Origin of the sequence: Burkholderia sp. MSHR3999, from assembly GCF_000833595.1 — a bacterium.
Classification (GTDB): domain Bacteria; phylum Pseudomonadota; class Gammaproteobacteria; order Burkholderiales; family Burkholderiaceae; genus Burkholderia; species Burkholderia ubonensis.
This window is the reverse complement of record NZ_JRFO01000005.1, coordinates 753,742-778,662: the sequence shown is the minus strand read 5'-3', so window position 1 is coordinate 778,662 and position 24,921 is coordinate 753,742. Positions and strand designations below refer to the sequence as shown.

The following is a 24,921-nucleotide window of genomic DNA, read 5'->3' as shown; positions in this document are numbered from 1 at the left end:
CTACGCGACTTCGTTCAGAAAGGCCAGCGTGGCCGCAATACCGGTCTCGTCGCGCAAGATCTTCCGATGACCTTGCTTGCGCGTCGAGAAGAGCCTTGCGTTGATGTGGTTCGAATGGTCCCGACGCCACGCATTCCGATGTCGCCGTTCGAGTCGTACGCGCGTTGCGTGAATGGCGGACGCTTTTATCCGGAAAATCGCGCAAAAGAGCCGGTGATGAATACGGCGTCGGAAAGGCGGCCGATATGAGCGTCGGCGTTGGCTGCGGGACGACATCCGATGCGTGTCCGTTTCGATCATCTTTACGGCCGCGTCGATCATTTGCAAAGCACGGCCGGCGGGCGATAGTCGGCATTCGTGAGACGACCTGCGCCCGAGCGGCACGGGGCGTCGACCGAGCGGCGCCAGCATCGATCCGGGAGCGGTTCCCGCGATGCGCGAAGCCTGCGCGCCGGCCGCACAAGGATACCTACATGATCAAGAGACACTGGAGCGCGTCGTATGGCGCGATCCCCGCCGAGATCGACGCCGATCGCCATCCCTCGATGAATGCGCTGCTGGACGACGCGATGCGCCGGTTCGCCGACAAGCCGGCGTTCCGCGCGTCGGGCCGGACGCTGACCTATGCGGACGTCGATCGCCTGTCGACCGCGCTGGCCGCCTATCTGCAGCAGGTCGTCGGGGTCCGCAAGGGCGATCGCGTGGCCGTGATGCTGCCCAACGTGCTCGCGTTTCCGGTCGTCTTCATCGCCGTCGCGAAGATCGGCGCCGTCCAGGTCAACGTCAATCCGCTCTATACCGCGCGCGAGCTCGAGCACCAGCTCAACGACGCGGGCGTCGAGACGATCGTCGTGTGCGGCGGCTCGACGCGCACGTTCGCGGACGTGATCGCCAACACGCCGCGCATCCGCACCGTGCTCACCGTGGGCCGCGGCGATCTCGGCGTCGTCGACGTGCCCGACGCCGTGCGCGAAGCGCTGCCGCGCAACGCGATTGCGCTCGCGGACGCGCTCGCCGCAGGCGAGCGGCTCGCCTGCGAGCCGGTCGCGCTCGGCGGCGACGACCTGCTGCTGCTCCAGTACACGGGCGGCACCACCGGGCTGTCGAAGGGCGCCGCGCTGTCGCACCGCAACCTGCTCGCGAACGTCGCGCAGTTCGGCGTGTTCGTGTTCGATGCGCAGCGGCCGGGCGAGGAAGTCGTCGTCACCGCGATCCCGCTGTATCACATCTTCGCGCTGACGGTGAATTTCCTGTCCTATTTCGCGATCGGCGCGGAGAACTGGCTTGTCGCCGATCCGCGGGACCTCGACGCGTTCATCGACGTGCTGAAGGCCGCGCGGCCAACGGTGTTCGTCGGCGTGAACACGCTGTACGCGGGGCTCGCGAACCACCCGCGCCTGAAGGAGGTCGACTGGTCGCGCCTCACGCTGTCGGCGGGCGGCGGCACGGCGGTGATCGACGTGATCTCGGCGCGCTGGAAGGCCGTGACGGGCTGCTTCATCCGCGAAGGCTACGGGCTGTCGGAAACCTCGCCCGTGGTCACGTTCAATCCGCCGTCCATCGACGCGTTCACGGGCACCACGGGCCTGCCGCTGCCGTCCACCGACGTGAAACTGCTCGACGACAACGATCGCGAGGCCGGCATCGGCGCGCCCGGCGAAGTCTGCGTGAAGGGGCCGCAGGTGATGCGCGGCTACTGGCAGCAGCCGGAAGCGAACGCGCGGGCGTTCACCGCGGACGGCTACTTCCGCACCGGCGACATCGGCGTGTTCGACGACCAGGGCTTCCTGAAGATCGTCGACCGCAAGAAGGACATGGTCATCGTGTCGGGCTTCAACGTCTACCCGAACGAGGTCGAAGCGGTGGCGACCGCGTTCCCGGGCGTGGCCGAGTGCGCGTGCATCGGCGTGCCGGACCCAAGGACGGGCGAGGCGGTCAGGCTGTTCGTCGTCGCGGCGGAGGATGCCGTCATCACCGAGGCGGACCTGATCGCGCATTGCCGCGCGAACCTCGCGGCGTACAAGGTGCCGAAGGTGATCCGTTTCGTCGAACGGCTGCCGAAATCGACCGTCGGCAAGATCCTGCGGCGGGAACTCAGCCACGCCGACTGATGCGGGGGCGGCAGCGCGGCGCCGGGGCGGCGAGCGCCGTGCGCCGGCGCCGGGTCAAGTACAATGCCGTCGGTTCGTTGGACGCGTACGCCATGACCGGCCCAGATTCCAGTTCCCCCCAGCCTGACCGACCGTCGGCGTCGCCGAGCGCGACGGTGCCGATTTCCCTCGTCAACGGTTTCCTCGCGAGTGCGGGCCTGCCGCCCGACGTGATCCAGCGCTATCTGCGCGGGGCCGGCATTCCGAGCGAGCTGCAGGGCGAACCGAATGCGCGCGTGACCGAGGAGCAGTTCTCGACGCTGTACCGGACGCTTGCGATCGACCTCGACGACGAAATGCCCGGCATCTTCTCGCGCCCGTTGCGCGGCGGCACGCTGAAATACCTGTGCCTCAGCCTGCTCGATGCACGCAACCTCGAAACGGCGCTGCATCGCTTCGGTCAGTTCTTCCACATCCTCCTCGACGATTTCTACGTCGAATCGAAGCGCGATGGCCTGATCGGCCAGGTCGTGATCCGGCCGAATCCGGCCCTCGGCCCGCTTGGCCCGCTCGGCCAGGAGCTGATGCTCAAGCTCGTGCACGGCGTGTGTTCCTGGCTGATCGGTCAGAAGATTCCGCTGCTGCAGGTCGAGTTCGCGTGTCCGCGGCCGCGCCATGCGGTCGACCATCTCTACTTCTTTTCGGGGCCGGTGCAGTTCGACTGCAGCCGCACGCTGATGCGCTTCAGCGCCGGCTACCTCGACGTGCCGATCCGGCAAAGCAAGCGCAACCTGCGCAAATTCCTCGCCCGCGCGCCCGGCGACTGGATCTTCGAATCGTTCAGCGAGCAGCTCGTCTGCCATCGCGTGCGGCAGTATCTGTCGGGCCGGCTGCCCGACCTGTCGACGATCGAGGAAGCCGCCGCGAGCCTGCACTGCTCGGTGCGCACGCTGAGCCGCCACCTGCTGGCCGAGGGCACGACGTTCCAGGTGCTGAAGGACGAACTGCGGCGCGACATCGCGATCCAGCGGCTCACCGACACCCACGACACGATCGCGGCGATCGGCGCGGATCTCGGCTTCGACGATCCGAGCGCGTTTCATCGCGCGTTCCGGCACTGGACGGGCAGCACGCCGGGTACGTATCGGCGGCGGGCGTAGGGTCCGGCCGCGGCGACGGCGTGGCCGATTTTGTCAGTAGGTGGGCCGGATATGACAATGGGAATTCGGAAACATGGCGTTACGATCTGCCGGACATCGCCGTTCGATGGCCGATTTTGCCGTATCGGACCGCATGGTGAACCCCTAATTTCCGCCTGATTGGAAGATCGACCATGAGCTATACCGCCCCCGTCAAGGACATGCTGTTCGTGCTGAAGGAACTGGCCAGCATCGACGCCGTCGCGCAGCTGCCGGGTTTCGAGGACGCGGGCTTCGACACCGCGCAGGCGGTGCTCGACGAATCCGCGAAGTTCTGCGGCGAAGTGCTGGCGCCGCTGAACGTCGACGGCGACCGCGATCCGAGCAGCTGGAAGGACGGCGTCGTGAGCGCGACGCCGGGCTTCAAGGACGCGTTCCGCCAGTTCGTCGAAGGCGGCTGGCAGGGGCTGCAGCATCCGGCCGAGTATGACGGCCAGGGGCTGCCGAAGCTGATCGCGACGCCGTGCATCGAGATGCTGAACGCGGCGAACCTGTCGTTCGCGCTGTGTCCGCTCCTGACCGACGGCGCGATCGAGGCGCTCCTGACCGCGGGCACCGACGAGCAAAAGCAGCGCTACGTGCCGAAGCTGATCTCGGGCGAATGGACCGGCACGATGAACCTGACCGAGCCGCAGGCCGGCTCCGACCTCGCGCTGGTGCGCTCGCGCGCCGAGCCGCAGGGCGACGGGTCGTACAAGGTGTTCGGCACCAAGATCTTCATCACGTGGGGCGAGCACGACATGGCCGAGAACATCGTCCACCTCGTGCTGGCGCGCACGCCGAACGCGCCGGAAGGCGTGAAGGGGATTTCGCTGTTCATCGTGCCGAAGTTCCTGGTCAACGACGACGGCAGCCTCGGCGCGCGCAACGACGTGCACTGCGTGTCGATCGAGCACAAGCTCGGCATCAAGGCGAGCCCGACCGCGGTGCTGCAGTACGGCGATCACGGCGGCGCGATCGGCTACCTGGTCGGCGAGGAGAATCGCGGCCTCGAATACATGTTCATCATGATGAACGCGGCGCGCTTCGGCGTCGGGATGCAGGGCATCGGCGTGGCGGACCGCGCGTACCAGAAGGCGGCGGCGTTCGCGAAGGAGCGCGTGCAGAGCCGGCCGGTGGACGGCTCGGCGAAGCAGTCGGTGTCGATCATCCACCACCCGGACGTGCGCCGGATGCTCGGCACGATGCGCGCGCTGACGGAAGGCGCGCGGGCGCTGGCCTATGTGGCGGCCGCGCACAGCGACATGGCGCATCGTCATCCGGACGAGGCGACGCGGGCGCGCCATCAGGCGATCTACGAGTATCTCGTGCCGGTCGTGAAGGGCTGGAGCACGGAGATGGTGAACGACGTCGCGAGCCTGGGCGTGCAGGTGCACGGCGGGATGGGCTTCATCGAGGAGACGGGCGCGGCGCAGTACTACCGCGACGCGCGAATCCTGGCGATCTACGAAGGGACGACGGCGATCCAGGCGAACGACCTGGTGGGCCGCAAGACGGTGCGCGACGGCGGCGCGGTGGCGAAGGCGCTGCTCGGCGAGATCGGTCGGACGGTCGATGCGCTGGCCAAGCTCGACGGCGCGGCGGCGGCATCGATGAAGGCGCAGCTGGAGAAGGGCGCGCGCTCGCTGTCGGCGGTGGTCGATTACGTGGTGGCGAACACGAAGCAGGACCCGAACGCGGTGTTCGCGGGCAGCGTGCCGTACCTGAAGCTGGCGGGCGTGGTGCTGTGCGGGTGGCAGATGGCGCGCGCGCTGGTGGTGGCGCAGGCGAACCGCGCGAACGATCCGGCGTTCTTCGATGCGAAGATCGCGATCGCACAGTTCTACGCGGAACACATCCTCGTGCAGGCGGGCGGGCTCGAAGCGTCGATCGTCGGCGCGAAGGGCGGCGAGGGCGTGCTCGCGTTGACGGAAGACCAGTTCTGATCGGGAACTGCGGCAGGAGGAGACTCAACTTTGACCAAAGATGAACTGATCGCGCAATACGGCCCGCGCGAATCGATGGAATACGACGTCGTGATCGTCGGCGGCGGCCCTGCCGGGCTGTCCGCGGCGATCCGGCTCAAGCAGCTCGCCGCTGAAAAAGGCGCCGAGATCGGCGTCTGCGTGCTCGAGAAGGGCTCGGAAATCGGCGCGCACATCCTGTCGGGCGCGGTGATGGACCCGCGCGCGATCAGCGAGCTGTTCCCCGACTGGAAGGAACGGGGCGCGCCGCTCACCGTCGAGGTGACCGAGGACCGCTTCCTGTTCCTGTCCGAGAAGAGCGCGATCACCACGCCCAACTGGGCGCTGCCGGACAACTTCAAGAACCACGGCAACTACGTGATTTCGCTCGGCAACGTCACGCGCTGGCTGGGCCAGCAGGCGGAGGCGCTGGGCGTCGAGATCTTCCCGGGCTTCCCGGCCGCCGAGATCCTGTACAACGACGACGGCTCCGTGAAAGGCGTCGCCACCGGCAACATGGGCATCGGCAAGGACGACGAGCCGACCGAGAACTTCCAGCTCGGCATGGAGCTGCACGCGAAGTACACGCTGTTCGCCGAAGGCTGCCGCGGCCATCTCGGCCGCCAGTTGATCGCGAAGTTCAAGCTGGACGCGAACGCCGATCCGCAGGCGTACGGGATCGGCATCAAGGAGCTGTGGGAAATCGATCCGGCCAAGCACAAGCCGGGCCTCGTGATCCACACGGCCGGCTGGCCGCTGAAGTCCGACACCTACGGCGGCTCGTTCCTGTACCACATGGACAATAACCAGGTCGTGGTCGGCTTCGTGGTCGGCCTCGGCTACACGAACCCGTACCTGTCGCCGTTCGAGGAATTCCAGCGCTACAAGACGCATCCGTCGATCCGCGCGTTCCTCGAAGGCGGCAAGCGCGTGTCGTACGGCGCGCGCGCGATCACCGCGGGCGGGCTGATGTCGCTGCCGAAGACGGTGTTCCCGGGCGGCGCGCTGATCGGCGACGACGCGGGCTTCCTGAACGCGTCGCGGATCAAGGGCAGCCACGCGGCGATCAAGACCGGGATGCTGGCGGCCGACGCTGCGTTCGATGCGGTGCAGGCCGGCCGTCAGGCGGACGAACTGAATGCGTATCCGGACGCCTTCAAGCAGTCGTGGCTGTACACCGAGCTGTATCGCGCGCGCAACTTCAAGCAGTGGATGGCGAAGGGGCTGTACCTCGGCACGCTGATGGTCGGCCTCGAGCAGAAGGTGATGGGCGGCAACGTGCCGTGGACGCTGCATCACAAGCATGCGGACCACGAGATGCTGAAGCCGGCGTCGCAGTGCGAGCCGATCGAGTATCCGAAGCCGGACGGCAAGCTGACGTTCGACCGGCTGTCGTCGGTGTTCATCTCGAACACGAACCACGAGGAGAACCAGCCGGCGCACCTGACGCTGAAGGATGCGAACGTGCCGGTGAACGTGAACCTGCGCACGTACGCGGGGCCGGAGGCGCGGTTCTGCCCGGCGGCGGTGTACGAGTTCGTGAAGAACGACGACGGCAGCGATCGGCTCGTGATCAACGCGCAGAACTGCGTGCACTGCAAGACCTGCGACATCAAGGACCCGACGCAGAACATCGTGTGGGTCACGCCGGAAGGCGGCGGCGGGCCGAACTACCCGAACATGTAATGCGTGACCGCGCATGCGTGCGCGACCGAACTGGAGAGAGATGATGAGCCAAGCAGCAAAGGAAGTGGTGGTGGTGAGCGGCGTTCGCACCGCGATCGGCGATTTCGGCGGCAGCCTGAAGGACTTCGCGCCGACGGAACTCGGCGCGAAGGTCGTGCGCGAAGTGCTGTCGCGCGCGAACGTGCCCGGCGACGCGGTCGGCCATGTCGTGTTCGGCCACGTCGTGAACACGGAACCGAAGGACATGTATCTGTCGCGCGTTGCGGCGATCGACGGCGGCGTTGCGCAGCACACGCCCGCGATGAACGTGAACCGGCTGTGCGGCTCGGGCCTGCAGGCGATCGTGTCGGCCGCGCAGACGATCCTGCTCGGCGACGCCGACGTCGCGATCGGCGGCGGCGCGGAGAGCATGAGCCGCGCGCCGTACACCGTGCCGGCCGCGCGCTTCGGGCAGCGGATGGGCGACGGCAAGCTCGTCGACATGATGCTCGGCGCGCTGCACGACCCGTTCCAGACGATCCACATGGGCGTGACGGCGGAAAACGTCGCGCGCAAGTACGGCATCACGCGCGACGACCAGGATGCGCTCGCGCTCGAATCGCATCGTCGCGCGGCGCGCGCAATCGCGGAAGGGCGCTTCAAGGACCAGATCCTGCCGATCGCGATTCGCACGCGCAAGGGTGAAGTGCAGTTCGATACCGACGAGCACGTGCGCAACGACGCGAGCGCCGACGATTTCACGAAGCTCAAGCCGGTGTTCCAGAAGGAGAACGGCACGGTGACGGCCGGCAACGCGTCGGGCATCAACGATGCGGCGGCGGCCGTGCTGATGATGAGCGCGGATGCGGCGCGCGCGCAGGGCGTGAAGCCGCTCGCGCGGCTCGTGTCGTATGCGCATGCGGGCGTCGATCCGGCCTACATGGGCATCGGCCCCGTGCCGGCGACGCAGAAGGCGCTCGAGCGCGCGGGGCTGACGATCGCCGATCTCGACGTGATCGAGGCGAACGAAGCGTTCGCCGCGCAGGCGTGCGCGGTGACGAAGGAGCTGGGGCTCGATCCGGCGAAGGTCAACCCGAACGGCTCGGGCATCTCGCTCGGCCATCCGATCGGCGCGACCGGCGCATTGATCACGGTCAAGGCGCTCTATGAGCTGAAGCGCATCGGCGGCCGCTACGCGCTCGTGACGATGTGCATCGGCGGCGGGCAGGGGATTGCGGCGATCTTCGAAAACCTTCAATAATCGAGCGCTCAGCACCCGACCACAGGAATCGTCATGGCAATCGAAACCGTAGGCGTCATCGGCGCCGGCACCATGGGCAACGGCATCGCGCAAACCGCGGCCGTTGCGGGACTCAACGTCGTGATGATCGACGTCAACGACGCGGCGCTCGCGAAGGGCGTCGCCACGCTGAAGGGCAGCCTCGACCGGCTCGTGTCGAAGGACAAGCTCGACGCCGCGACGCGCGACGCCGCGCTCGCGCGCATCGAGACGTCGACCGACTACCAGCGGCTGGCCGCGGCCGACATCGTGATCGAGGCGGCCACCGAGAACGTCGAGCTGAAGGCGCGCATCCTGAAGCAGATCGAAGCGGTGGTGCGCGCGGACGCGATCGTCGCGACCAACACGTCGTCGATCTCGATCACCGCGCTCGCCGCGCCGCTGGCCGACCCGTCGCGCTTCGTCGGCATGCACTTCTTCAATCCGGTGCCGCTGATGCCGCTCGTCGAGATCATCCGCGGGCTGCAGACGAGCGACGCGACCGCGGCCGCGGTGCGCGCGCTGACGGAGCGCTTCGACAAGTCGCCGATTGGCGTGCGCAATTCGCCGGGCTTCGTCGTCAACCGCATCCTGGTGCCGATGATCAACGAGGCGTTCTTCGTGCTCGCCGAAGGGATCGCGTCGGCCGAGGAGATCGACCAGGGGATGAAGCTGGGCGCGAACCATCCGATCGGGCCGCTTGCACTCGCGGATCTGGTCGGGCTCGACGTGTGCCTCGCGGTGATGGACGTGTTCCTGAAGGACTTCGGGGATCCGAAGTATCGTGCGTGCCCGCTGCTGCGCGAGATGGTGACGGCCGGGCGCCTCGGGCGGAAGACGGGGCGCGGGGTGTACGACTACAGCGCGTGATGCTGCCGCATCGTCGCGATGGGCCGGGGGACCGGTCGTCGCGGCGATGCATGCTTTCCGGATTTGCCGTTATCGGCGCAAATCACCTCTACGCTTCAAGCACCGCCAGATCCACCGGCAACGTCCGCTTGAACATCGCCAGCCTCTGCCTTGCCGCCTTCGGCGGCAACCCGATCGCGTAGCGGACCGCCGCCGCGATCAGCACCATCGTCAGTTCCGAGAACGCGGACAACTGCGCATCGCGCGCGTCGGGCGCGATCTCCCGCAGCCGCTCCGTCAGCAACCCCGCCAGAAACGCGCCGTCCGTCTCGTCGAGCGCCTGCAGCGCCCGGTCGGCCTGCGTCGCGCGCCAGATGTCCCGCATCAGCGGCTCGTCGGCGAACATCCGGTAATAGCTGTCCGTGATGCGGCACAGCGTGCCGTGCAGGTCCTCGACCCGCTTCATCCGGGACAGGTCGCGCCGCACGCATTCGTGCCCGAGCGCGTTGTAGCGCTCCGCCAGCGTGCCGATCACGGCCGTCTTGTCCGGAAAGTACTGGTAGAGCGAGCCGAACGCGATGCCGGTCCGCTCGACGATGTCGCTCATCCGGAATGCGTCGCAGCCCTTCTCGACCATCACCTCGGCCGCGCACGCGAGGATGCGCTCGAAACGCTCGCGGCTGCGTTGCTGGGCCGGAACGAGCCGCGCGCGGCCGGGAACGCTCGCGGTGTCGTCGCTGCCGGTCTGCTCCGATTTTCGCGTTGCCGTTCGCGTTGCCATTGCGCCTCCGGAAAAACTTGATCTTTCAAATGCGAGAGTCTATCGTGTTTTCAAAACGCGAGACATTCTCGCTTTCAGAATGGAGACGCACATGGCAACGCTTCCTGTCCTCATCGTCGGCGATTCACGCAAAACGGGCGCGTGGCGCGCGACCGCCGCGACCGGCGTGTGGAGCGCCTGACCCATGCGCGCGCTCGTCACGCTGGTCCTGCTGTGGTTTTCCGCGATCGGCTGCGGCTTGATGGCGGGGGTTTATTTCGCGTTTTCGACGTTCGTGATGACGTCGCTCGGCCGCCTCGCGCCGGCGGCCGGCGTCGCCGCGATGAACGCGATCAACGTCGACATCGTCAGGTCGCTGTTCATGCCGGTCTTTCTCGGCACGACGCTGGCGTCGCTGGCGCTGGCGATCCTCGCGCTGCTTAACCGGAGCGAACCCGGCGCGATATGGATCGTCGCGGGCGGCGCGATCTATGTGATCGGCATGTTCGTCGTCACGATGGCCTTCAACGTGCCGCTCAACGACGCGCTTTCGGCGACCGATGCGTCCAGCGCGGAAGGGGGCGCGTTCTGGGCACGCTACCTGCGCGACTGGACGGTCTGGAATCACGCGCGCACGGTGGCGTCGGCGGCGGCATGCGGCTTGTTCATCGCCGCGCTCGCGGCAAGGTAGCGCCGCCGCGTGATCGTACCGCACGGCCTACACGTAGAACGCCGACGGCGGCACGCCGAAATGGCGCTTGAACATCGCGGAGAACGCGCTCTGGCTGCTGTAGCCGTGGTCCATCGCGACCGTGAGCACCTTCTCGCCATGCGCGAGGCGCTTGAGCGCGAGCAGCAGCCGCGCCTGCTCGCGCCAGCGGCGGAAGCCGAGCCCCGTCTCGCGCTGGAAGCCGCGATGCAGCGTCCTGACTGAAATGCCGGCGATGCCGGCCCATTCGGCGACCGTGCGCAGGTCGTCCGGGGCGGCGACGAGCGCGTCGCAGATCGTCCGCAGGCGTGCGTCGTGCGGCCACGGCAGGTAAAGCGGCAACAGCGGTGCGGCCGTCACCTCGGCGAGCAACAGGCGCATCAGGTGGTCGTGGCGCGAGCCGGGCGCATAGTCGAGCGGGACGTCGACTGCCGCGAGGATCAGTTCGCGCAGGAGCGGATGCACTTCGACGACGCAACTGCGTCCGGGCAGATGCTCGACCGCTCCGGGCTCGACGAACACGGTCCGCATCTCGACGTTGCCGCTCATCTGCACCGTATGGTCGAGGCCCGCTTCGAGCCAGACGCCGCGCGTCGGCGGCACGATCCACGACGCGCCGTCGGACTGCACGTGCATCACGCCCTCGATCGCATAGAGCAGTTGCGCGCGCCGATGGCGATGCGGCGCGATCCAGGCGCCGTGAGGATATGACGCGGCCATCGCGGACACGGGCATCGGCGTCGACTCGTATGGCAGGTGCGCATCCTCGCGCACGGGCTGGGTTGGCCGATTGGCGACAGGTCGTGACATGTTGGCGTGAGACAGGCAGTTGGCGGGCAGGCACGATGACGCTTCGATTCACGTCAGCTGACTACAACGATATTAATCCGTCGCACGTTATGAACAAGATCACGCTGTTTCGTCACCGCGCAGTCGCGCAACGCTTCCCGGCGCGGTTGCGTCAATCGCGAGGAGCACGGCAATGAGCGCCGATCCGCGGATGCCGGAACCGATTCCGTCTCCCGAAGGCTTCATGTTCGGCCTCGCGCACAAGCTCGACCGGATCGCGGCCGCGCTCGAAGCGATGACTCGCACCGCGGGTCCGATCGACGTCGATTTCGGCGCGGCCGTCGCGTTCCGCTGGCGCGGCTTCGACAATCCGCAGCGCGCCGCGCCGCTTGAACCGATCCCGTCGCCGGCGCTGATCGCGTTCGATGCGCTGCGCAACGTCGAGCGGCAGGCGGCCGTTGTCGAACGTAACACCCGGCAGTTCGTGCGGGGCTGCACGGCGAATCACGTGCTGCTGACGGGCGCGCGCGGCACCGGCAAGTCGTCGATCGTGAAGGCATGCCTGCACGCGTTCGCGAAGGATGGGCTGCGCCTGATCGAGGTCGGCAAGGACGGGCTGAAGGATCTGCCGGCGATCGTCGAGCTGGTTCGTGCGCGGCCCGAGCGCTACGTCGTGTTTTGCGACGACCTGTCGTTCGAGGCGGGCGAGACCGGATACAAGGAACTGAAGACCGTGCTCGACGGATCGGTGGCGACGGACCTGTCGAACGTGCTCGTGTACGCGACGTCGAACCGCCGGCACCTGCTGCCCGAGCACGCGAGCGACAACGCGGACGTGTCGCGCGCGGAGAACGGCGAATTGCATCCCGGCGATGCGGTCGAGGAGCGGATCTCGTTGTCCGAGCGCTTCGGCATCCGGGTGACGTTCTACGGCTTCACGCAGGACCAGTACCTGGCCGTCGTCGAAAGCCGCCTGGCCGCCGCCGGCTTCGGTGCGGAGCAGATTCGCGCGGCGCGCGAGCCGGCGCTGCAGTGGGCGCTCGAACGTGGCGCGCGGTCAGGGCGGATCGCCGCGCAGTTCGTGCTCGATCATGCGGGGCGGTTCGATGTGGTCGAGGCGGAGGGGCTCGTCCGCGTGCAGCATGTGGGGTGATCCGCTCGTCGTTTCGTTTATCTGATGCCGAGTGCCGCTGCGCGCTTCGTCAAGCGCGCAGCGAACACACCGCCATTCCCGAGCCTCCGCGCCCGGCGAATCGAATCAATAAGCCCCGTCGCTCGCGCTTGCATCGGTCACGATCGCGACGCCCGAGCTCGTGCCCAGCCGCGTTGCGCCGGCGTCGATCATCGCGACGGCGGCCGCGCGGTCGCGCACGCCGCCTGACGCCTTCACGCCGATCTCCGGCCCGACCGTGCGGCGCATCAGCGCGACGTCCGCGAGCGTCGCGCCGCCGTGACCGAAACCGGTCGACGTCTTCACGAACGCGACGCGCAGCTCGCGGCAGATCTCGCAGACGCGCACCTTCTCGTCGTCGGTCAGCAGCCCGGTCTCGAGGATCACCTTGAGCGGCACCGGGCCGCACGCGGCCTGGACGGCGGCGATGTCCGCCGTCACGTCGGCGAGGCGGCCGCTCTTCAGCGCGCCGAGATTGATCACCATGTCGATTTCGCCTGCGCCGGCCGCGATCGCGGCCGACGCTTCGAACGCTTTCGCGGCAGAGAGGCCCGCGCCGAGCGGGAAGCCGACGACCGCGCACACGTTGACGCCCGTGCCGGCGAGCGCGCGGGCCGCGAGCGGCACGTTCGCCGAATTGACGCAGACCGAGTAGAAGCGGTGCTCGGCCGCCTGGCGGCACAGTTCGCGAATCTGCGCGTCGCAGGCGTCGGCCGCGAGCAGCGTGTGATCGATGGTTTGGGCGAGTTGGGCGTTGGAAAGCGGCATGTTTCAGACTCCACTGAGCCGTGCGACGGTGCCGCCGCACGAAAAGTTGATGTTTTCACATCGGTTTGTTACAAATACGACATTTCGGCCGGGCGCTGGCGTCCGGCCCGACGAGCGGCTGGCAAGCAGGGCACGAGCATGGAAACGAAGAAGGGCGAACGGATCAAGACGCTGATGAACGTGCTGCAGGGGCAGAACGCGATCCATCTGCGCGAAGTCGCCGAGCTGTTCGGCGTGTCCGAAATGACGATCCGCCGCGATCTCGCCGACAATCCGCACGGCGTCAGCCTGATCGGCGGCTACGTGACGCGCCATTTCGCCGCGCAGCGCAGCGACATCGGCGAATACCTGATCAGCGCCGAGAACAACCGGCAGACCGAGGAAAAACGCCGGATCGGCAAGCTCGCCGCGCAGTTCGTGAAGACCGGCGACACGATCTTCGTCGACTGCGGCTCGACCACGCCGTTTGTCGTCGACTTCATTCCGGACGACCTCGAATTCACCGCCGTCTGCAATTCGCTGAACGTGTTCGCGAAGCTGCAGCAGAAGCCGCACTGCAGCGTGATCCTGTGCGGCGGCACGTTTCACCGCAAGAACATGGTGTTCGAGTCGGCTGCCGAATCCGGCATTCTCGACACGATCCGCGTGTCGAAGGCCTTCATCTCGGCGGCGGGCGTCAGCGAACGCTGCGGCGTCACCTGCTTCAACTTCCACGAAGTCGATGCGAAAAAGAAGGTGATGCAGCACGCGCAGAACCGCTTCCTGCTCGTCGATCACACCAAGTTCGACGAAGTGCGCGCCGCGTACTTCGCCGAGCTGACCGACTTCAACTACGTGATCTCCGACGGGCAGTTGAGCCGCCGCTACGAGACGGCGATCCGCGAGCACGGCATCGCGCTCGTGACCTGACGCACGGCTTGCGACGTCACGCATGCGGCGCGGCCGTCCGGGTGCGCGCTTCTTCGGCGCTCAGGTAGCCCGTGAGCCCGTCGGTCCGGTACAGCGCGCGCGGCGCTTCGCGAAAATCGTCGCGCCGCAGTCCGATTTCGCGTTGCATGCTCAGGCCTCCGACGGATTGCGCGTGTCGGCGTAGCGCGCGTTCGCATGCCCGGCCGGTGCCGCGTCCGGCGTGGCGGCGGGCAGGTGCCGCAGGCAGTGGAAGCCGTAGTAGACGATCACGACGAAGCACGCGAGCGGCACGACGAACGCGAGCTGCATGTTGCCGCCGGTGTGGTCGGAGATCAGCCCCTGGATCAGCGGCACGACGGCGCCGCCGACGATGCTCATCACGAGGATCGAGCCGCCGTACTCGGTGTCCTTGCCGAGGCCGTCGATCGTGAGGCCGTAGATGGTCGGCCAGCACGGGCCGAGGAAGATGCTGACGCCGACCGCCGTGTAGACCGCGGTGATGTCGCGCACGCTGATCGTGTACGCGAGCAGCGCGATGCACAGGATGCCGTAGACGATCAGCACCTTGGCCGGGCCGACGCGCTTCATCACGAGCGTCGCGATCAGCTTGCCGACGAAGAACGCGAAGAACGTCGCGAGCAGGTAGCGCGATGCGCCGCGCTCGGTGAGCCCGCCGATCTGCATCGCGAGCCGGATCGTGAAGCTCCACACGCCGACCTGCGCGCCGACGTACAGGAACTGCGCGACGACGCCCGCGACGAAGCGGCGGTTGCCGGCGAGGCGCGCGAGCGTGCCGCGCGCGTCGACGCGGTGCGTCGCGGCGTCCGAGCCGTTGCCCTTGCAGGCCGGGTACGGCGTCAGCGCGAACACGACGAACACCGCGGCGAGCACGGCGATCAGCCACCGGTACGGCTCGAGCGTGGCCCGGATCATCGCGAGCTGGTGCAGGTGCGCGTCGGCGGCCGACATCGCCGCGAGCTGCGCATGCGACGCGTCGCCTTCCTTGAAGATCAGGAAGCTGCCCATGACCACGCCGGCCATCGCACCGAACGGATAGAACGTCTGCGAGATGTTGAGCCGGCGCGTGCTGGTTGCGCGCGGCCCCATCAGCGTCGAGTACGAGTTCGACGCCGTTTCCAGGAACGACAGGCCCGCGGCGATCACGAACAGCGCGACGAGGAACATCCCGTACTTCGCCATCGACGCGGCCGGGAAGAACAGCAGGCAGCCGATCGTATACAGCAGCAGGCCGACGAGGATCGTCGTCTTGTAGCTGAACTTCTTCACGACGGTCGCGGCGGGAATCGCGACGAAGAAATAGCCGAGATAGAACGCGGATTGCACGAACGCCGATTCGAAATCGGACAGGAAGAACGCTTTCCTGAACTGCGCGATCAGCACGTCGTTCAGGTTCGCCGCGGTGCCCCACAGCGCGAACAGGCAGCACAGCAGCGTGAACGCGAACAGGGGCGTGCGGTTCAGGTAATAGCCGTCGGGTGTGGGTTCGATTCTGGCTCGGCTCATGGGTGTCTCCTTCCCGGGTTGTCTTGTCTTTGGACGTCGCGTCGCGGCCGTCAGAGTCCGGCGTCGCGCATGAAGCGCTCGAAGGTGGCGGCGTCGGCATATGACTTCTGCGTGCCGAGGCCGGTCACCGAGTGCGCGGCATATGCAGACGCGTAGCGCATCGCGGCGGCGGCGTCGCGCGATTCGACGTAGTAGCGCGCGAAGCAGCCGATGTACGCGTCGCCCGCGCCGGTGGTGTCGCGCGCGTCGACGCTGACGCCCGGCACGTGGCGCACGCCGTCGCGCGACACGAGCAGCGAGCCTTTGTCGCCGAGCGTGACGATCACCTGCCTGAGCCCGCGCTCGACGAGCGACGCGGCGGCGCGCGCGGCGGTTTCGGGCGAATCGACGGGCATGCCGGACACGATCGCGAGCTCGGTTTCGTTCGGGACGAAGAATTCGACCGGGCGGATTCGCTCGAAATCGAGGTCGGGCACTGCCGGCGCGGGATTCAGCAGCACCGGGATGCCGTGCCGCGCGCCGAACGCGATCGCGTGATAGACGGTGTCGAGCTCGATCTCGAGCTGCAGCACGATCAGCGCGCATTCGCGCAGCTTCGGCGCGGCCGCGTCGATGTCGGCGGGCTTCAGGTGGCGGTTCGCGCCCTTGACGATCAGGATGCTGTTGCTCGAATCGGGCTCGACGAAGATCGGCGCGACGCCGCTCGGCACGCCGGGCACCTTGCGCACGTGCTCGGTGTCGATGCCGGCGTGTGCGAAGTTGCGGATCGTGTTGTCGGCGAACACGTCGTCGCCGACTTTCGTCACCATCACGACCCGTGCGCCGAGGCGCGCGGCCGCGACGGCCTGGTTCGCGCCCTTGCCGCCGCAGCCGAGCTCGAAGCCGGGTGCTTCGAGCGTTTCGCCGCGCATGGGCATGCGGGTGACGTAGGTCACCAGGTCGACCATGTTGCTGCCGATGACCGCGATTGTCTCCATGCGTTGTTTTCCTTGGAATGATTTGGGGCGGATGCCGGGGAAGGGTGGTCCGCGCATGGATGATAATAAAATCACACAAAATGTGAAAATGCAATCTTAATATGTGATGGGTATCACGGACGGGCATTGCCGTCGCACCGCTCACACAACTAAAGTTGTGCCGATCGAGCGCTCGCTTCTCCCCGGCCCCCTGCAGCACGCGGGCGCCGGACATCGGACCTTGCCAGGTCTGGGTTCGCGGCTAATCCACGGCGGCAAGATCGGCGCGGTGAGTTGGCCAGCGCCGGCGGGCGCCCGCCCAGGAGGCCCCGCCGATCGACCATTGCGACACCACATGAGTTGAAACCGCGTATCGGGTTACAACTTGAGTTGACGCAGTCCCGCCGCTAGACACAACTTTTGTTGAAGCGCGATTCCCTGCTGAGCCTTGCTAGGCATTGATTGGCGGGAATGTCTTCGGCGCGGTGATCGGCTGCGCCGGTTTTTCCGAGGAGGTGAGGGAACTTGCGGCTGTCGGCCTGGTTTGCCCGCTGGCACGGGCAGACATCCTCGTAAAATGACCGAGAATTCAGCACCAACTCCTCGGAGTTACGCGATGTCAAAACCTCCAGTAATTGAACCTCATCAGCTTCGCCACGCGCTCAAAGTCGCCGCTGTGACGGGACATAGTCCAGTTCGTGACGTAGCGCTTCTGCTCCTTTTCTACGGCACAGGGCTGATGCCGAACGAGGCGGCAAAGCTACTTGTTTCGGATTATTTGGAGGCGAACGGAGCTGTGCGCGTTGACTCTGCTATTCGCGCCGAAATTGCGTTCAACGGCAAAGTTCGACAGTTGATATGGGCGAACACGAGGACTTGCCAGGCGATTGATGACTACCTCGCGTACCGGCTCGCGGCGCGGCATGGCGTCACAACCACTGCGGCAGCGTATCGCGGGCTGGACCCGCGTGGGCCGCTATTCATGTCGAGCGACGGTGAGCCGTTCACCTTCACACGGCGCATTACAGGTAGCGGCGCGATCAGCTACTCGTGTGAAACGCTGACAGAAATTGTCCGGCGTCTGCATCAGCAAGCTGGCATCGAGGGCGGCAACGCGTCGGCTGCGCGACGGACATTCGCTGTGCGCCTCCATCGTGACGGTCGCTCCTTGAAGCTCATACAGGAACTGATCGGAGTTTCGAGCCTGTCTGCCGTTAAGAACCTCATCGACGGCGATCCGGTGCGCCTGTCGGCGATTGTAAGAGGGGTGATTTGAGACGGGGCGACTCGCTTGTCTAACATCCATCTTGCCCTTGCGTTACCGCACGCCTTACCTTAAAGTAAGGAATATCGGAGGTGTCATCATGACAGCAGCAACCATCACTTCAAAGGGTCAGGTCACGATTCCCGTGGACGTGCGCAATCAGCTTGGTCTGCAGGCCGGCGACCGGATCGAGTTCAGCCTTAACGAGGCAACGGGCAGGTATGAGGTCTACCCGGCCACGCGCTCGCTTGCGTCGCTCAAGGGCATCGTGAAAAAGCCCGCGAAACCGGTGTCGATCGAGGAAATGAATCGGGCCATCGCGGACCAAGGAGCATCCGCGAGATGATCGGATTGGATACGAACGTGCTGGTCCGCTACTTCGCCCAGGACGACGCCGTACAGTCGAGGAAGGCGACGGCGCTGATGGAGTCCCTGTCGGCCGAGCGGCCGGGATACGTTTCGCAGGTCGCCTTGGTCGAAGTTGTGTGGGTACTCGGGCGATGCTATGGCGTCGAGCGCGAGCAGATGAAGGACATCATCGACTCGATGATCGGCACCAAGGAACTGGCCGTTGAAGGTGCGGACACGGTGCGAAAGGCACTTCGCGTGTACGCGGCATCTTCAAAGGCGGATTTTGCAGACTGCCTGATCGAGCGTTCCGGCCACGCAGCCGATTGCGAGTACACAGCTACCTTTGATGTCGGGGCTGCCAAGGTCGCAGGGATGCAGTTGATCAAGTAATCACCGTGCAAGCCGATAAACAGGAAACCAAGGAAAGCGCATGAAGTACATAGGATCGACGCTCGGAGCGACAAGCATCCGTTGCCCGCATTGCGGCAGACCCGCGGTGTGCAGCGCCAGCAAGGGCATGTGGTGTGGTCACTGCAAAAACGGCACGGTGCGATAGGAAAACACGATCATCATCAAGAGATGAAGACGAAATGAGCGACGACACCAAAACCAACCCGCCCGAGACCAACAACTACAAGATTGGACAAACAGTGCGTTACAAACCGACCATGACGATCTGGAAGATCGTTGGTGTGGGTTCTGACTGGCTCGATTGCGAGAAGAAAATCAAGCAAAAAAATGAAACAGCGCTTCAGTCTCGCCGAGGTGGAGCCCTACTTTGCAACTGGTGCAGTCGGAATAACAATCTATCGATGAGAACCGAAACCGGAGAGTGTAGATGGCACATGCGCTCGCTTGGCTGAACGTCGTCGGAGTGGTCTGTGGCTTTGTCGGGGGCGTGATGACGTACCGCTTTGGGCTGCCGAATATCGAGGTTCTCGAATCAGGAGCGTACACCGACTTCGAGACGACGCCCGAAATTCATCGCTACCAACGTCTATCGAGGGTTGGCATCGCTTTAATCAGCGTGGGATTTCTTCTCCAATTCCCCAACGCAATGTACGCGGTCCATCACTAATAAATCGGAAAACGATATGAAAACGCGGCTGGTGTGGCTGGTGTTCTGGCTACCAGTTCTGGGATATGCAAACCCAGTATGCACAGAAATACCGGAAGGAGCGCGATTGCAACCCTACGTAATCGAAGATGTGCAATATAAGCCCCCCGGCTACCCTCGGGCAATCTATGCTGTAACGGACGGCGAGGTCCTATGGGTTCGGTTTGATACGCCTCCTCCATGGCCACGACCCTACACGCCGGGACTGAAGGACGGGGCGGATCTTATTTTGGATTGGCATGCGTCGAAAGATTGCCTTATGGTCATGAAGAATGGCCACTATGCGGACGGGAAGCTCGACGAATTTAGGACCTTTCCAGAGTTGCTGTATCTCGCCTAGGATGGCCGAGTCACCCGCTTAGCGACCACGCCGTTTGAGATGCCGACGCCGAACTGGGCGACGCCCGCCAAATCAAAATGAGCCTCGGAGAACAGGGGGAAAGGATGCAAGAAGGAACTGTCGTCGTCACGAACCAGAGGCGCGGTATGTTTGTTGTCCAGATTGACGAAGGCGACTTTGTTGTCTTCGAGTCGATGGCTGATATTGACATCGCGGTTGGCGACCGAATTGCAGGTGACCTCGAGGCGTTAGGGCGAGAAGAACTTCGGCACTTGGGCCAGACCCGGCGCTTCGATGCGTATGGCCAGAGCGGCCCAAGCAGCCTCGCAGCGTGTAAGCGCCTCGTTGGAAACTGATCGGAAAACGGACATGCACGTGTGGAACCTTGTTCAAGGCATCGAAGCGATTACGCTCGCGGGCGTCGGCGCTTGGTGTCTGTTGCGCGGCAGGCGGAAGCTCGCTTTCGTGCCGCTAGTCTGCGCGATGATGGTCGGCGTCGTTGCCTTTGCCGCTTAATAGGAAAACTTGTCAATAGAAAACATGGACCGAGCGCCTAACCAACTTCCCTTCACTGTTGATCGTGTACGGTTGACGCGCCGATCAGCAAGACGACTTGGAAAACGCCGGTCTGGCCGGCACAAGGAAAAGCAGCCCGTGAGCGACACACCGAGACCTCCTGCATTTGAAGTCCACCACGACCTAAAGTCGGCCCCCGACGTCGACGCACATCACCTCGCCCGCGTCTCGATCAGCGGCGCTGAAGAGGCGCTCGCGAAGATCACGGCGATGCTGAAGCGCTGCGATGGGGAGCCCGACGTGAACGCCCTCCAGTGGCATCTGCGCTCGTTTTTCTGGGAGCTCTGCGGGGCATGGGACCTATTCCAGCAGTGGGTCAATACCGCGTTTCGCCTCGGCTACGCTGAAGACAAGGTTGCGATGACGGTGATCCGTCAGGCGAAGAGCAATGTGACGGGCTGGGATGAGGTCAAAGCCATCCTCGTCGCCGCTTTCGACAGCGAGTGGCACTTCGAGGTGCTGGCCTACCGCAATTCCGCGCACCGCTCCTATTTCCGCATGATGGAGATTCATCTACAGGAGAAGGGCGTGAGATGGATCAACCTGCCGGCCGCACGCCAAGGGCAGTCGAATCACTTCGAGGGCATGGTCCCGCAGCTCACGGAGTATGTCCGTCAGACGTTGGCCGTCGGACAGCAGATCGCCGACCTGAAGGCGCGGATGCGGACATGAAAACATGGAACTGAACGTAGCATTTTCGTGTCCGTGTGGTGCATTTGTCGACCAGAATTTGCATGTCGACATGCAGGAATCGTCGACTGACACGGCGAGCGACAGGGACGAGGAATTTTACGCATCCGTACAGTGCGACGGGTGTGGGAAAGACTTTGAGGCACAGATAGGAAAACTGGAAAGGACGTTCGTGATGCCCTATTACTTTGGATTCAGGCAGGCGCGATTGAAGACGACGTCAGGCGTTGTCCTGTCGCCAGGTCATGCGGTGTTGTGTGGTCATATCCAACTCGCGAGAACGCTCAGGTCAACAGGACCCAAAGCCAGGCGTGGGACGCGGCATTGAGCCATGTATTCTTTGCCGAGAACAATGAGAAAGCGGAACAGATGATCGAAAGGGATACCCCGACCGCGTAGGACGGGAAACGGGGATGTCGGTCGACTTCTAATTACGGCACGGAAAGCATTTAGAATGAAGCGAGCCACAAACCTCTTGCCTCTGGTCGATTATCAGCGCATTTTCCAGGTTGCGCACGGAATCATTCGCGAGGTCGGAAAGGACACGTCGAAAAGCTGCGTTTTCTTCAGTATCGCGGGTGCCCATCTGTTGAACACTCACTACGGCATCGGTGCTCGCCCTATCGTTGGTGCGGCATTCTATAAACTCGATGCGAGTGATCGTGTCTTGGCGATTGCCGATGCGACGCAGCAGTTTGAGTTGAGCTCGAGGGAAGGATTTCACTGCTGGGTGGAAGCCGACGGCTGGTGCCTCGACTTTACGTCGCCATTGTTTCCTGAAATGGCCAAGCACTCGGGATATACAGGGGTCCGTGATCGAAGGATGTTTCAGAAGCCGCTTAGCAGTATGGCCGAGGGGCTTGCAGCCTTAAAGTCGCCAGGCGACTTCTACCTGAACTCGAACATGGATCTTACTCGAGAGCTTTTGACAAAGAACATACAGCGCAACGACGTCAAGGACCTCATTGGAATAGCGGCACACTGGTATCGAAAGCCTCCGAGGAAGATCGAGTCCAAGATGACCATCGGGAATGATCTCGGGAGAGTCATGACCTTGACGCTCGATGCTCCGCAGATTTCAGGGGTCTGGTAAAACAAACGGAAAACGCGTGGATTGTGCGCCACATAAGATAACCGTGACGAATCAGAAGAGTGAGGACAGTATGGGTAAATCGAATAGGCAACTTCTCACCGGCAACAACGCAAGCGCCAATATTGGCATCCAGTTGAAAAGCGAGAATTCTCTCTACAGGATTTTCGGCTGCGCAGACATGTCAGGCGGTGAAGATGGCGCTGTCCCACGCGGTTGTGTAGAGCACTTGATTGGGCATCGTCAGTGGAACGGGGTACGACGTTATTTGAAGCAGAATCGAATCCCGTACAAATGGCGGCCCATTGTCCTCGGTGCGGAGTTTGAATCTCGTAACGGCGCGCGCTGGTGACTCGGAAAACGGAGAAAGACATGGGACTGCTGTCGGATGTGTTGAGCCGCCCCGGTTCTTGGTGGATCAGCTCGAAGAGCGATCCACGCTGGAATGAATCCGGTAGGGCCGAAACGGTGAGCATCCTCTCGATGCCCAAGGAAGTGAAGAATGCAAAGCGCCGCCTCTCGCGTCGACTCGGGGCGGCGCCAGCCGACCTTGAGTGGGGCGTGATGAAGGACTAGGAAAACATGATGAACCTCGGAGCGGTTAGCCTCACGTCCGCCGTGGGTTCACATTGATGGAAAAGGGCGCGGCGATGCGAATGTTTAAGAACCCGGCGTTCTGGTCAGTGGTCTTCTTTCTCGTGGCTCTGGCCCAAGCCCTCGGCGCCTGGCACAGCCGACTTGCAGCGCAGGTCTGCACCGTTTGCGCGCTTGCGCTGCTGGTCTATGCCTTCGTGACCTGGTTGCGGGTCAGTGTGGATTGCCCCTATAACCTGAGGCCACCTATAATCGCCATCAACTTGTCCAAGATGTCGCGGTTACCAAGGTGAGGGGGTGTCCAAATGGGACAGTGCCGTCGCATCTATTCGCGCTTCGTCCTCACAAGCTCGATCGCCGGTCTGGCAAGTCTGGCAGGCCTCGCGCACGCCGAGGACAGTCCTTCGAGCGTGCCGACCGGGTTCAAGCCATCGGAAAGAACGATCGACGTCTATGCGGTGTATGGCAACGGACGCGCGACCGAGGGTGGCAACATGCATTGGCGTGCCTACGAAGTCGGCTTCGGCGACGTCCTGAATGACTACCTTTCGGTCTACCTCGCGTATGTGAACGAGGGGCATCCCAGCGATCACCACCGTGACGGCTTCGCCGCGCTGGGTTCGTTTCGTTGGCCGGTCGGCGCTCGCTTGGCGCTCGAATTGTCGGCTGGGCCGTATTTCAGCATGGACACGACGCATGTCGACAACCAGCCGCGCAACGAAAAGCGATGGGGCGTGCGTGCGTCAGCGGCGGTGCGGTATTACCTCGTTCCCAACCGCTTCTTCCTCAAGGTGCAGTACAACCACATCCAGATGATCGACGGATTCAATTCCGACGCGGTGCTCTTCGGCATCGGCTCGGATTTTGGCGGCGATCCTGGCCCGGCGTTCTCGGACGGCAAGACGCAGGTTGGCGTTTGGGCCGGGACGTCGCAGACGAACCGTCCCCAAGTGCCGATCGAAAAGGGGTATATGGTCGAAGTCAAGCGGCCGCTCGGCAATGCGTGGGCCTATTCGGCGAGCTTCGTCTACGAAGGCAACAACGGCGTCGCCGGCCGACGAGGTGTGGCCGCGCAATTCTGGTACGTCGCGCCGATCAAGATCAAATGGACGCTTTCGGCAGGTGTAGGCCCGTATCTCTCGCATGATCGTGACGAGGTCTCGAGCAAAACGAGACTCAATGCCTTGCTCAGCGCGCAGGTGACCTATCAGGTCACGAACGACTGGGCTGCGAGCCTGCGCTTCAATCGTGTCGCAACCGGCAACAACAAGGACCAGGACATGTTCATGGTCGGCTTGGCGCGCAACTTCTAGGATCTCATTCCCACGCGTAGGCCCATTCCATTCAGAGAATCGAGAAGCGTTGCGGTTTGGGCTTGCAGGAGAAGTGCAGTAGCGTGGTCAAGGTTTCGCAACATGCGCCTCGTAGATCTCCTGTATGACCGACACCACGCCGGGCTCAGTCAGCTGAACGGTTGCGAAACCACAGCCGGTCCCCCAATGGCTGCGCATTGGCCATCTGTAAGTGTCACTCAGCCCGCTATCTCGCCGTCATCGCAGCCGTGCGGTTCTCTCCCTCAGAATTGGCCTCGGCCACCGTTCATTGCGACACAAGATGAGTTGAAGCCGCGCACTGCCACCGGTGAACGCCGCAGCTGGCGCTCCAAACACGCCGGGCCGGGTGGCACCTGATCTTCGCGAGCACGGCATGTTCGCTCGGTTGGCGGTTGTTCGAGCGGGGCGACTGGGAACGCGCGGCGCCCCGCGCCGGTGACGTCGCGTTCCCGCGCTGGCGAGGGTCGGCCGGGATTTGGAATTATGCGCTGTAGCGCATAATCACGAACCTTGTTGATATTCTTATATCATTCGAGCGGGATATAAGGTGCCAAATAAAATCGCATAATTTCGATGGCGTGAACGGATGGGTTAATTGACTTGTGTGAAATCATTTTTAATAAAAATGCCGCACTTTTGTACGAATGAGTTTGTGCAAATCGCGTTTAAACTTCACACGTTTTGTCGTAGACTGCGTTTCGTTTTCAATGCTTGTCGCTCGAACCGGTGCCGGCGGGCTGCTGGCGCGGGAACGCCGTTGATCGGCCGATTTCGGTGCGGCGCCATGTCGGTCGCCGAGGCCAAGTCGTTTGCATGCGGCCGATGAATCGCGCCGATCATTGACGCACGGAAAACAATCGAATCATTCGGATTTTTTATACATTAAATCAGCAGATTATTTAGAAATCACGTTCATCGCCGTGTGCGATTCTGAATGAAATCTGGTATTTCGGA

At 63.9% G+C, this 24,921-nt stretch carries 29 protein-coding genes; 23 read left to right on the top strand and 6 right to left on the bottom strand.

Features of this window, described 5'->3' with window-relative positions; genetic code table 11:
- Nucleotides 1-473: 473 nt before the first annotated feature.
- From KY49_RS17000 to KY49_RS16975, 6 genes are all read left to right on the top strand, one after another.
- A complete protein-coding gene (locus KY49_RS17000) occupies nt 474-2,111 on the top strand; it encodes an AMP-binding protein (RefSeq protein ID WP_042585745.1) in 1,638 nt (545 codons plus the stop codon).
- Entirely contained in the window at nt 2,111-3,250 is a 1,140-nt protein-coding gene (locus KY49_RS16995; RefSeq protein WP_042585744.1) for an AraC family transcriptional regulator, read from the top strand. The genes KY49_RS17000 and KY49_RS16995 overlap by 1 nt, the downstream gene beginning before the upstream one ends.
- Before the next feature lie 173 nt (nt 3,251-3,423).
- Nucleotides 3,424-5,214, top strand: a complete 1,791-nt coding sequence (locus KY49_RS16990) for an acyl-CoA dehydrogenase (protein WP_042585743.1) — start codon at nt 3,424-3,426, stop codon at nt 5,212-5,214.
- Nucleotides 5,215-5,244: 30 nt separating this feature from the next.
- Nucleotides 5,245-6,918, top strand: coding sequence for an electron transfer flavoprotein-ubiquinone oxidoreductase (locus tag KY49_RS16985; protein ID WP_042585742.1), 1,674 nt, complete (start codon nt 5,245-5,247; stop codon nt 6,916-6,918).
- A 43-nt stretch (nt 6,919-6,961) separates the two neighbouring features.
- Entirely contained in the window at nt 6,962-8,158 is a 1,197-nt protein-coding gene (bktB, locus tag KY49_RS16980) for a beta-ketothiolase BktB (protein WP_010091542.1), read from the top strand.
- A gap of 33 nt (nt 8,159-8,191) precedes the next feature.
- Nucleotides 8,192-9,046, top strand: coding sequence for a 3-hydroxybutyryl-CoA dehydrogenase (locus KY49_RS16975; protein WP_042585741.1), 855 nt, complete (start codon nt 8,192-8,194; stop codon nt 9,044-9,046).
- 88 nt (nt 9,047-9,134) lie between these two features.
- Here KY49_RS16975 and KY49_RS16970 read toward each other — a convergent pair whose 3' ends face one another.
- Entirely contained in the window at nt 9,135-9,806 is a 672-nt protein-coding gene (locus KY49_RS16970) for a TetR/AcrR family transcriptional regulator (RefSeq protein ID WP_042585740.1), read from the bottom strand.
- A 184-nt stretch (nt 9,807-9,990) separates the two neighbouring features.
- On the opposite strand from KY49_RS16970, the gene KY49_RS16965 reads away from it, so the two are divergent.
- Nucleotides 9,991-10,476, top strand: coding sequence for an anthrone oxygenase family protein (locus tag KY49_RS16965; RefSeq protein WP_042585739.1), 486 nt, complete (start codon nt 9,991-9,993; stop codon nt 10,474-10,476).
- 27 nt (nt 10,477-10,503) lie between these two features.
- Here KY49_RS16965 and KY49_RS16960 read toward each other — a convergent pair whose 3' ends face one another.
- Complete coding sequence (locus tag KY49_RS16960; RefSeq protein WP_082062403.1) at nt 10,504-11,304, bottom strand: AraC family transcriptional regulator; 801 nt, start codon at nt 11,302-11,304, stop codon at nt 10,504-10,506.
- A gap of 172 nt (nt 11,305-11,476) precedes the next feature.
- On the opposite strand from KY49_RS16960, the gene KY49_RS16955 reads away from it, so the two are divergent.
- Nucleotides 11,477-12,436 (top strand): ATP-binding protein, encoded by a 960-nt coding sequence (locus tag KY49_RS16955; protein WP_082062402.1) that lies wholly within the window; start codon nt 11,477-11,479, stop codon nt 12,434-12,436.
- A gap of 105 nt (nt 12,437-12,541) precedes the next feature.
- Here KY49_RS16955 and deoC read toward each other — a convergent pair whose 3' ends face one another.
- The gene (gene deoC / locus KY49_RS16950; protein WP_042585738.1) at nt 12,542-13,222 is read right to left on the bottom strand and encodes a deoxyribose-phosphate aldolase; all 681 of its coding nucleotides are present in this window, start codon (nt 13,220-13,222) and stop codon (nt 12,542-12,544) included.
- Nucleotides 13,223-13,360: 138 nt separating this feature from the next.
- On the opposite strand from deoC, the gene deoR reads away from it, so the two are divergent.
- A complete protein-coding gene (deoR, locus tag KY49_RS16945) occupies nt 13,361-14,131 on the top strand; it encodes a DNA-binding transcriptional repressor DeoR (RefSeq protein ID WP_042585737.1) in 771 nt (256 codons plus the stop codon).
- A 16-nt stretch (nt 14,132-14,147) separates the two neighbouring features.
- Here the strand turns inward: deoR and KY49_RS39025 are convergent, their stop codons facing one another.
- From KY49_RS39025 to rbsK, 3 genes are read right to left on the bottom strand one after another with little or no spacing between them, the layout of a single operon-like run.
- Entirely contained in the window at nt 14,148-14,279 is a 132-nt protein-coding gene (locus KY49_RS39025) for a hypothetical protein (RefSeq protein WP_256109763.1), read from the bottom strand.
- 2 nt (nt 14,280-14,281) lie between these two features.
- Complete coding sequence (gene fucP, locus KY49_RS16940; protein WP_042585736.1) at nt 14,282-15,655, bottom strand: L-fucose:H+ symporter permease; 1,374 nt, start codon at nt 15,653-15,655, stop codon at nt 14,282-14,284.
- A gap of 50 nt (nt 15,656-15,705) precedes the next feature.
- Nucleotides 15,706-16,632: a ribokinase gene (gene rbsK / locus KY49_RS16935; protein ID WP_042585735.1), complete on the bottom strand. Its 927-nt coding sequence runs from the start codon at nt 16,630-16,632 to the stop codon at nt 15,706-15,708.
- 595 nt (nt 16,633-17,227) lie between these two features.
- On the opposite strand from rbsK, the gene KY49_RS16930 reads away from it, so the two are divergent.
- The 14 genes from KY49_RS16930 to KY49_RS16890 all read left to right on the top strand — a co-directional run bounded on the left by KY49_RS16930 (nt 17,228) and on the right by KY49_RS16890 (nt 23,946).
- On the top strand, nt 17,228-17,887 hold the full coding sequence (locus KY49_RS16930) for a site-specific integrase (protein WP_042585734.1): 660 nt from the start codon (nt 17,228-17,230) through the stop codon (nt 17,885-17,887).
- Between the two features lie 88 nt (nt 17,888-17,975).
- Nucleotides 17,976-18,221, top strand: a complete 246-nt coding sequence (locus tag KY49_RS16925) for an AbrB/MazE/SpoVT family DNA-binding domain-containing protein (protein ID WP_042585733.1) — start codon at nt 17,976-17,978, stop codon at nt 18,219-18,221.
- Nucleotides 18,218-18,616, top strand: coding sequence for a PIN domain-containing protein (locus KY49_RS16920; RefSeq protein WP_038740790.1), 399 nt, complete (start codon nt 18,218-18,220; stop codon nt 18,614-18,616). The genes KY49_RS16925 and KY49_RS16920 overlap by 4 nt, the downstream gene beginning before the upstream one ends.
- Nucleotides 18,617-18,816: 200 nt before the next feature.
- On the top strand, nt 18,817-19,089 hold the full coding sequence (locus tag KY49_RS37425; protein WP_156162556.1) for a hypothetical protein: 273 nt from the start codon (nt 18,817-18,819) through the stop codon (nt 19,087-19,089).
- Nucleotides 19,065-19,304, top strand: a complete 240-nt coding sequence (locus tag KY49_RS16915) for a hypothetical protein (protein WP_042585732.1) — start codon at nt 19,065-19,067, stop codon at nt 19,302-19,304. Before KY49_RS37425 ends, KY49_RS16915 begins: the two co-directional genes overlap by 25 nt.
- A 16-nt stretch (nt 19,305-19,320) precedes the next feature.
- Complete coding sequence (locus KY49_RS37420) at nt 19,321-19,683, top strand: hypothetical protein (protein WP_156162555.1); 363 nt, start codon at nt 19,321-19,323, stop codon at nt 19,681-19,683.
- Nucleotides 19,684-19,787: 104 nt separating this feature from the next.
- Nucleotides 19,788-20,039 (top strand): hypothetical protein, encoded by a 252-nt coding sequence (locus KY49_RS38175; RefSeq protein ID WP_042585888.1) that lies wholly within the window; start codon nt 19,788-19,790, stop codon nt 20,037-20,039.
- Nucleotides 20,040-20,052: 13 nt separating this feature from the next.
- Nucleotides 20,053-20,199, top strand: coding sequence for a hypothetical protein (locus tag KY49_RS37415; RefSeq protein WP_156162554.1), 147 nt, complete (start codon nt 20,053-20,055; stop codon nt 20,197-20,199).
- Nucleotides 20,200-20,337: 138 nt separating this feature from the next.
- Nucleotides 20,338-20,931, top strand: a complete 594-nt coding sequence (locus KY49_RS16905) for a hypothetical protein (RefSeq protein ID WP_042585731.1) — start codon at nt 20,338-20,340, stop codon at nt 20,929-20,931.
- Nucleotides 20,932-21,403: 472 nt separating this feature from the next.
- Entirely contained in the window at nt 21,404-22,042 is a 639-nt protein-coding gene (locus tag KY49_RS34585; RefSeq protein WP_052495740.1) for a DUF2026 family protein, read from the top strand.
- 43 nt (nt 22,043-22,085) lie between these two features.
- On the top strand, nt 22,086-22,391 hold the full coding sequence (locus KY49_RS37410; RefSeq protein ID WP_156162553.1) for a hypothetical protein: 306 nt from the start codon (nt 22,086-22,088) through the stop codon (nt 22,389-22,391).
- A 20-nt stretch (nt 22,392-22,411) separates the two neighbouring features.
- Entirely contained in the window at nt 22,412-22,615 is a 204-nt protein-coding gene (locus KY49_RS37405) for a hypothetical protein (RefSeq protein WP_156162552.1), read from the top strand.
- 80 nt (nt 22,616-22,695) lie between these two features.
- On the top strand, nt 22,696-22,926 hold the full coding sequence (locus KY49_RS16895) for a hypothetical protein (RefSeq protein ID WP_156162551.1): 231 nt from the start codon (nt 22,696-22,698) through the stop codon (nt 22,924-22,926).
- 12 nt (nt 22,927-22,938) lie between these two features.
- Nucleotides 22,939-23,946 (top strand): hypothetical protein, encoded by a 1,008-nt coding sequence (locus KY49_RS16890; RefSeq protein ID WP_042585729.1) that lies wholly within the window; start codon nt 22,939-22,941, stop codon nt 23,944-23,946.
- The last annotated feature ends 975 nt before the right edge of the window (nt 23,947-24,921 follow it).

What these genes read in the sequence shown, in the direction of transcription:
- KY49_RS16995 (WP_042585744.1), top strand. Translation starts at nt 2,111, where the DNA reads ATGCGGGGGCGGCAGCGCGGCGCCGGGGCGGCGAGCGCCGTGCGCCGG.
- KY49_RS16975 (WP_042585741.1), top strand. Translation starts at nt 8,192, where the DNA reads ATGGCAATCGAAACCGTAGGCGTCATCGGCGCCGGCACCATGGGCAAC.
- KY49_RS16970 (WP_042585740.1), bottom strand. Translation starts at nt 9,806, where the DNA reads ATGGCAACGCGAACGGCAACGCGAAAATCGGAGCAGACCGGCAGCGAC.
- KY49_RS34585 (WP_052495740.1), top strand. Translation starts at nt 21,404, where the DNA reads ATGAAGCGAGCCACAAACCTCTTGCCTCTGGTCGATTATCAGCGCATT.
- KY49_RS37425 (WP_156162556.1), top strand. Translation starts at nt 18,817, where the DNA reads ATGAGCGACGACACCAAAACCAACCCGCCCGAGACCAACAACTACAAG.
- KY49_RS16915 (WP_042585732.1), top strand. Translation starts at nt 19,065, where the DNA reads ATGGCACATGCGCTCGCTTGGCTGAACGTCGTCGGAGTGGTCTGTGGC.
- KY49_RS17000 (WP_042585745.1), top strand. Translation starts at nt 474, where the DNA reads ATGATCAAGAGACACTGGAGCGCGTCGTATGGCGCGATCCCCGCCGAG.
- KY49_RS16965 (WP_042585739.1), top strand. Translation starts at nt 9,991, where the DNA reads ATGCGCGCGCTCGTCACGCTGGTCCTGCTGTGGTTTTCCGCGATCGGC.
- deoR (WP_042585737.1), top strand. Translation starts at nt 13,361, where the DNA reads ATGGAAACGAAGAAGGGCGAACGGATCAAGACGCTGATGAACGTGCTG.
- bktB (WP_010091542.1), top strand. Translation starts at nt 6,962, where the DNA reads ATGAGCCAAGCAGCAAAGGAAGTGGTGGTGGTGAGCGGCGTTCGCACC.
- KY49_RS16890 (WP_042585729.1), top strand. Translation starts at nt 22,939, where the DNA reads ATGGGACAGTGCCGTCGCATCTATTCGCGCTTCGTCCTCACAAGCTCG.
- KY49_RS37405 (WP_156162552.1), top strand. Translation starts at nt 22,412, where the DNA reads ATGGGACTGCTGTCGGATGTGTTGAGCCGCCCCGGTTCTTGGTGGATC.
- KY49_RS38175 (WP_042585888.1), top strand. Translation starts at nt 19,788, where the DNA reads ATGCAAGAAGGAACTGTCGTCGTCACGAACCAGAGGCGCGGTATGTTT.
- KY49_RS16925 (WP_042585733.1), top strand. Translation starts at nt 17,976, where the DNA reads ATGACAGCAGCAACCATCACTTCAAAGGGTCAGGTCACGATTCCCGTG.
- KY49_RS37415 (WP_156162554.1), top strand. Translation starts at nt 20,053, where the DNA reads ATGCACGTGTGGAACCTTGTTCAAGGCATCGAAGCGATTACGCTCGCG.
- KY49_RS16895 (WP_156162551.1), top strand. Translation starts at nt 22,696, where the DNA reads ATGTTTAAGAACCCGGCGTTCTGGTCAGTGGTCTTCTTTCTCGTGGCT.
- KY49_RS16990 (WP_042585743.1), top strand. Translation starts at nt 3,424, where the DNA reads ATGAGCTATACCGCCCCCGTCAAGGACATGCTGTTCGTGCTGAAGGAA.
- rbsK (WP_042585735.1), bottom strand. Translation starts at nt 16,632, where the DNA reads ATGGAGACAATCGCGGTCATCGGCAGCAACATGGTCGACCTGGTGACC.
- KY49_RS39025 (WP_256109763.1), bottom strand. Translation starts at nt 14,279, where the DNA reads ATGCAACGCGAAATCGGACTGCGGCGCGACGATTTTCGCGAAGCGCCG.
- KY49_RS16960 (WP_082062403.1), bottom strand. Translation starts at nt 11,304, where the DNA reads ATGTCACGACCTGTCGCCAATCGGCCAACCCAGCCCGTGCGCGAGGAT.
- KY49_RS37420 (WP_156162555.1), top strand. Translation starts at nt 19,321, where the DNA reads ATGAAAACGCGGCTGGTGTGGCTGGTGTTCTGGCTACCAGTTCTGGGA.
- deoC (WP_042585738.1), bottom strand. Translation starts at nt 13,222, where the DNA reads ATGCCGCTTTCCAACGCCCAACTCGCCCAAACCATCGATCACACGCTG.
- KY49_RS16930 (WP_042585734.1), top strand. Translation starts at nt 17,228, where the DNA reads ATGTCAAAACCTCCAGTAATTGAACCTCATCAGCTTCGCCACGCGCTC.
- fucP (WP_042585736.1), bottom strand. Translation starts at nt 15,655, where the DNA reads ATGAGCCGAGCCAGAATCGAACCCACACCCGACGGCTATTACCTGAAC.
- KY49_RS16955 (WP_082062402.1), top strand. Translation starts at nt 11,477, where the DNA reads ATGAGCGCCGATCCGCGGATGCCGGAACCGATTCCGTCTCCCGAAGGC.
- KY49_RS16920 (WP_038740790.1), top strand. Translation starts at nt 18,218, where the DNA reads ATGATCGGATTGGATACGAACGTGCTGGTCCGCTACTTCGCCCAGGAC.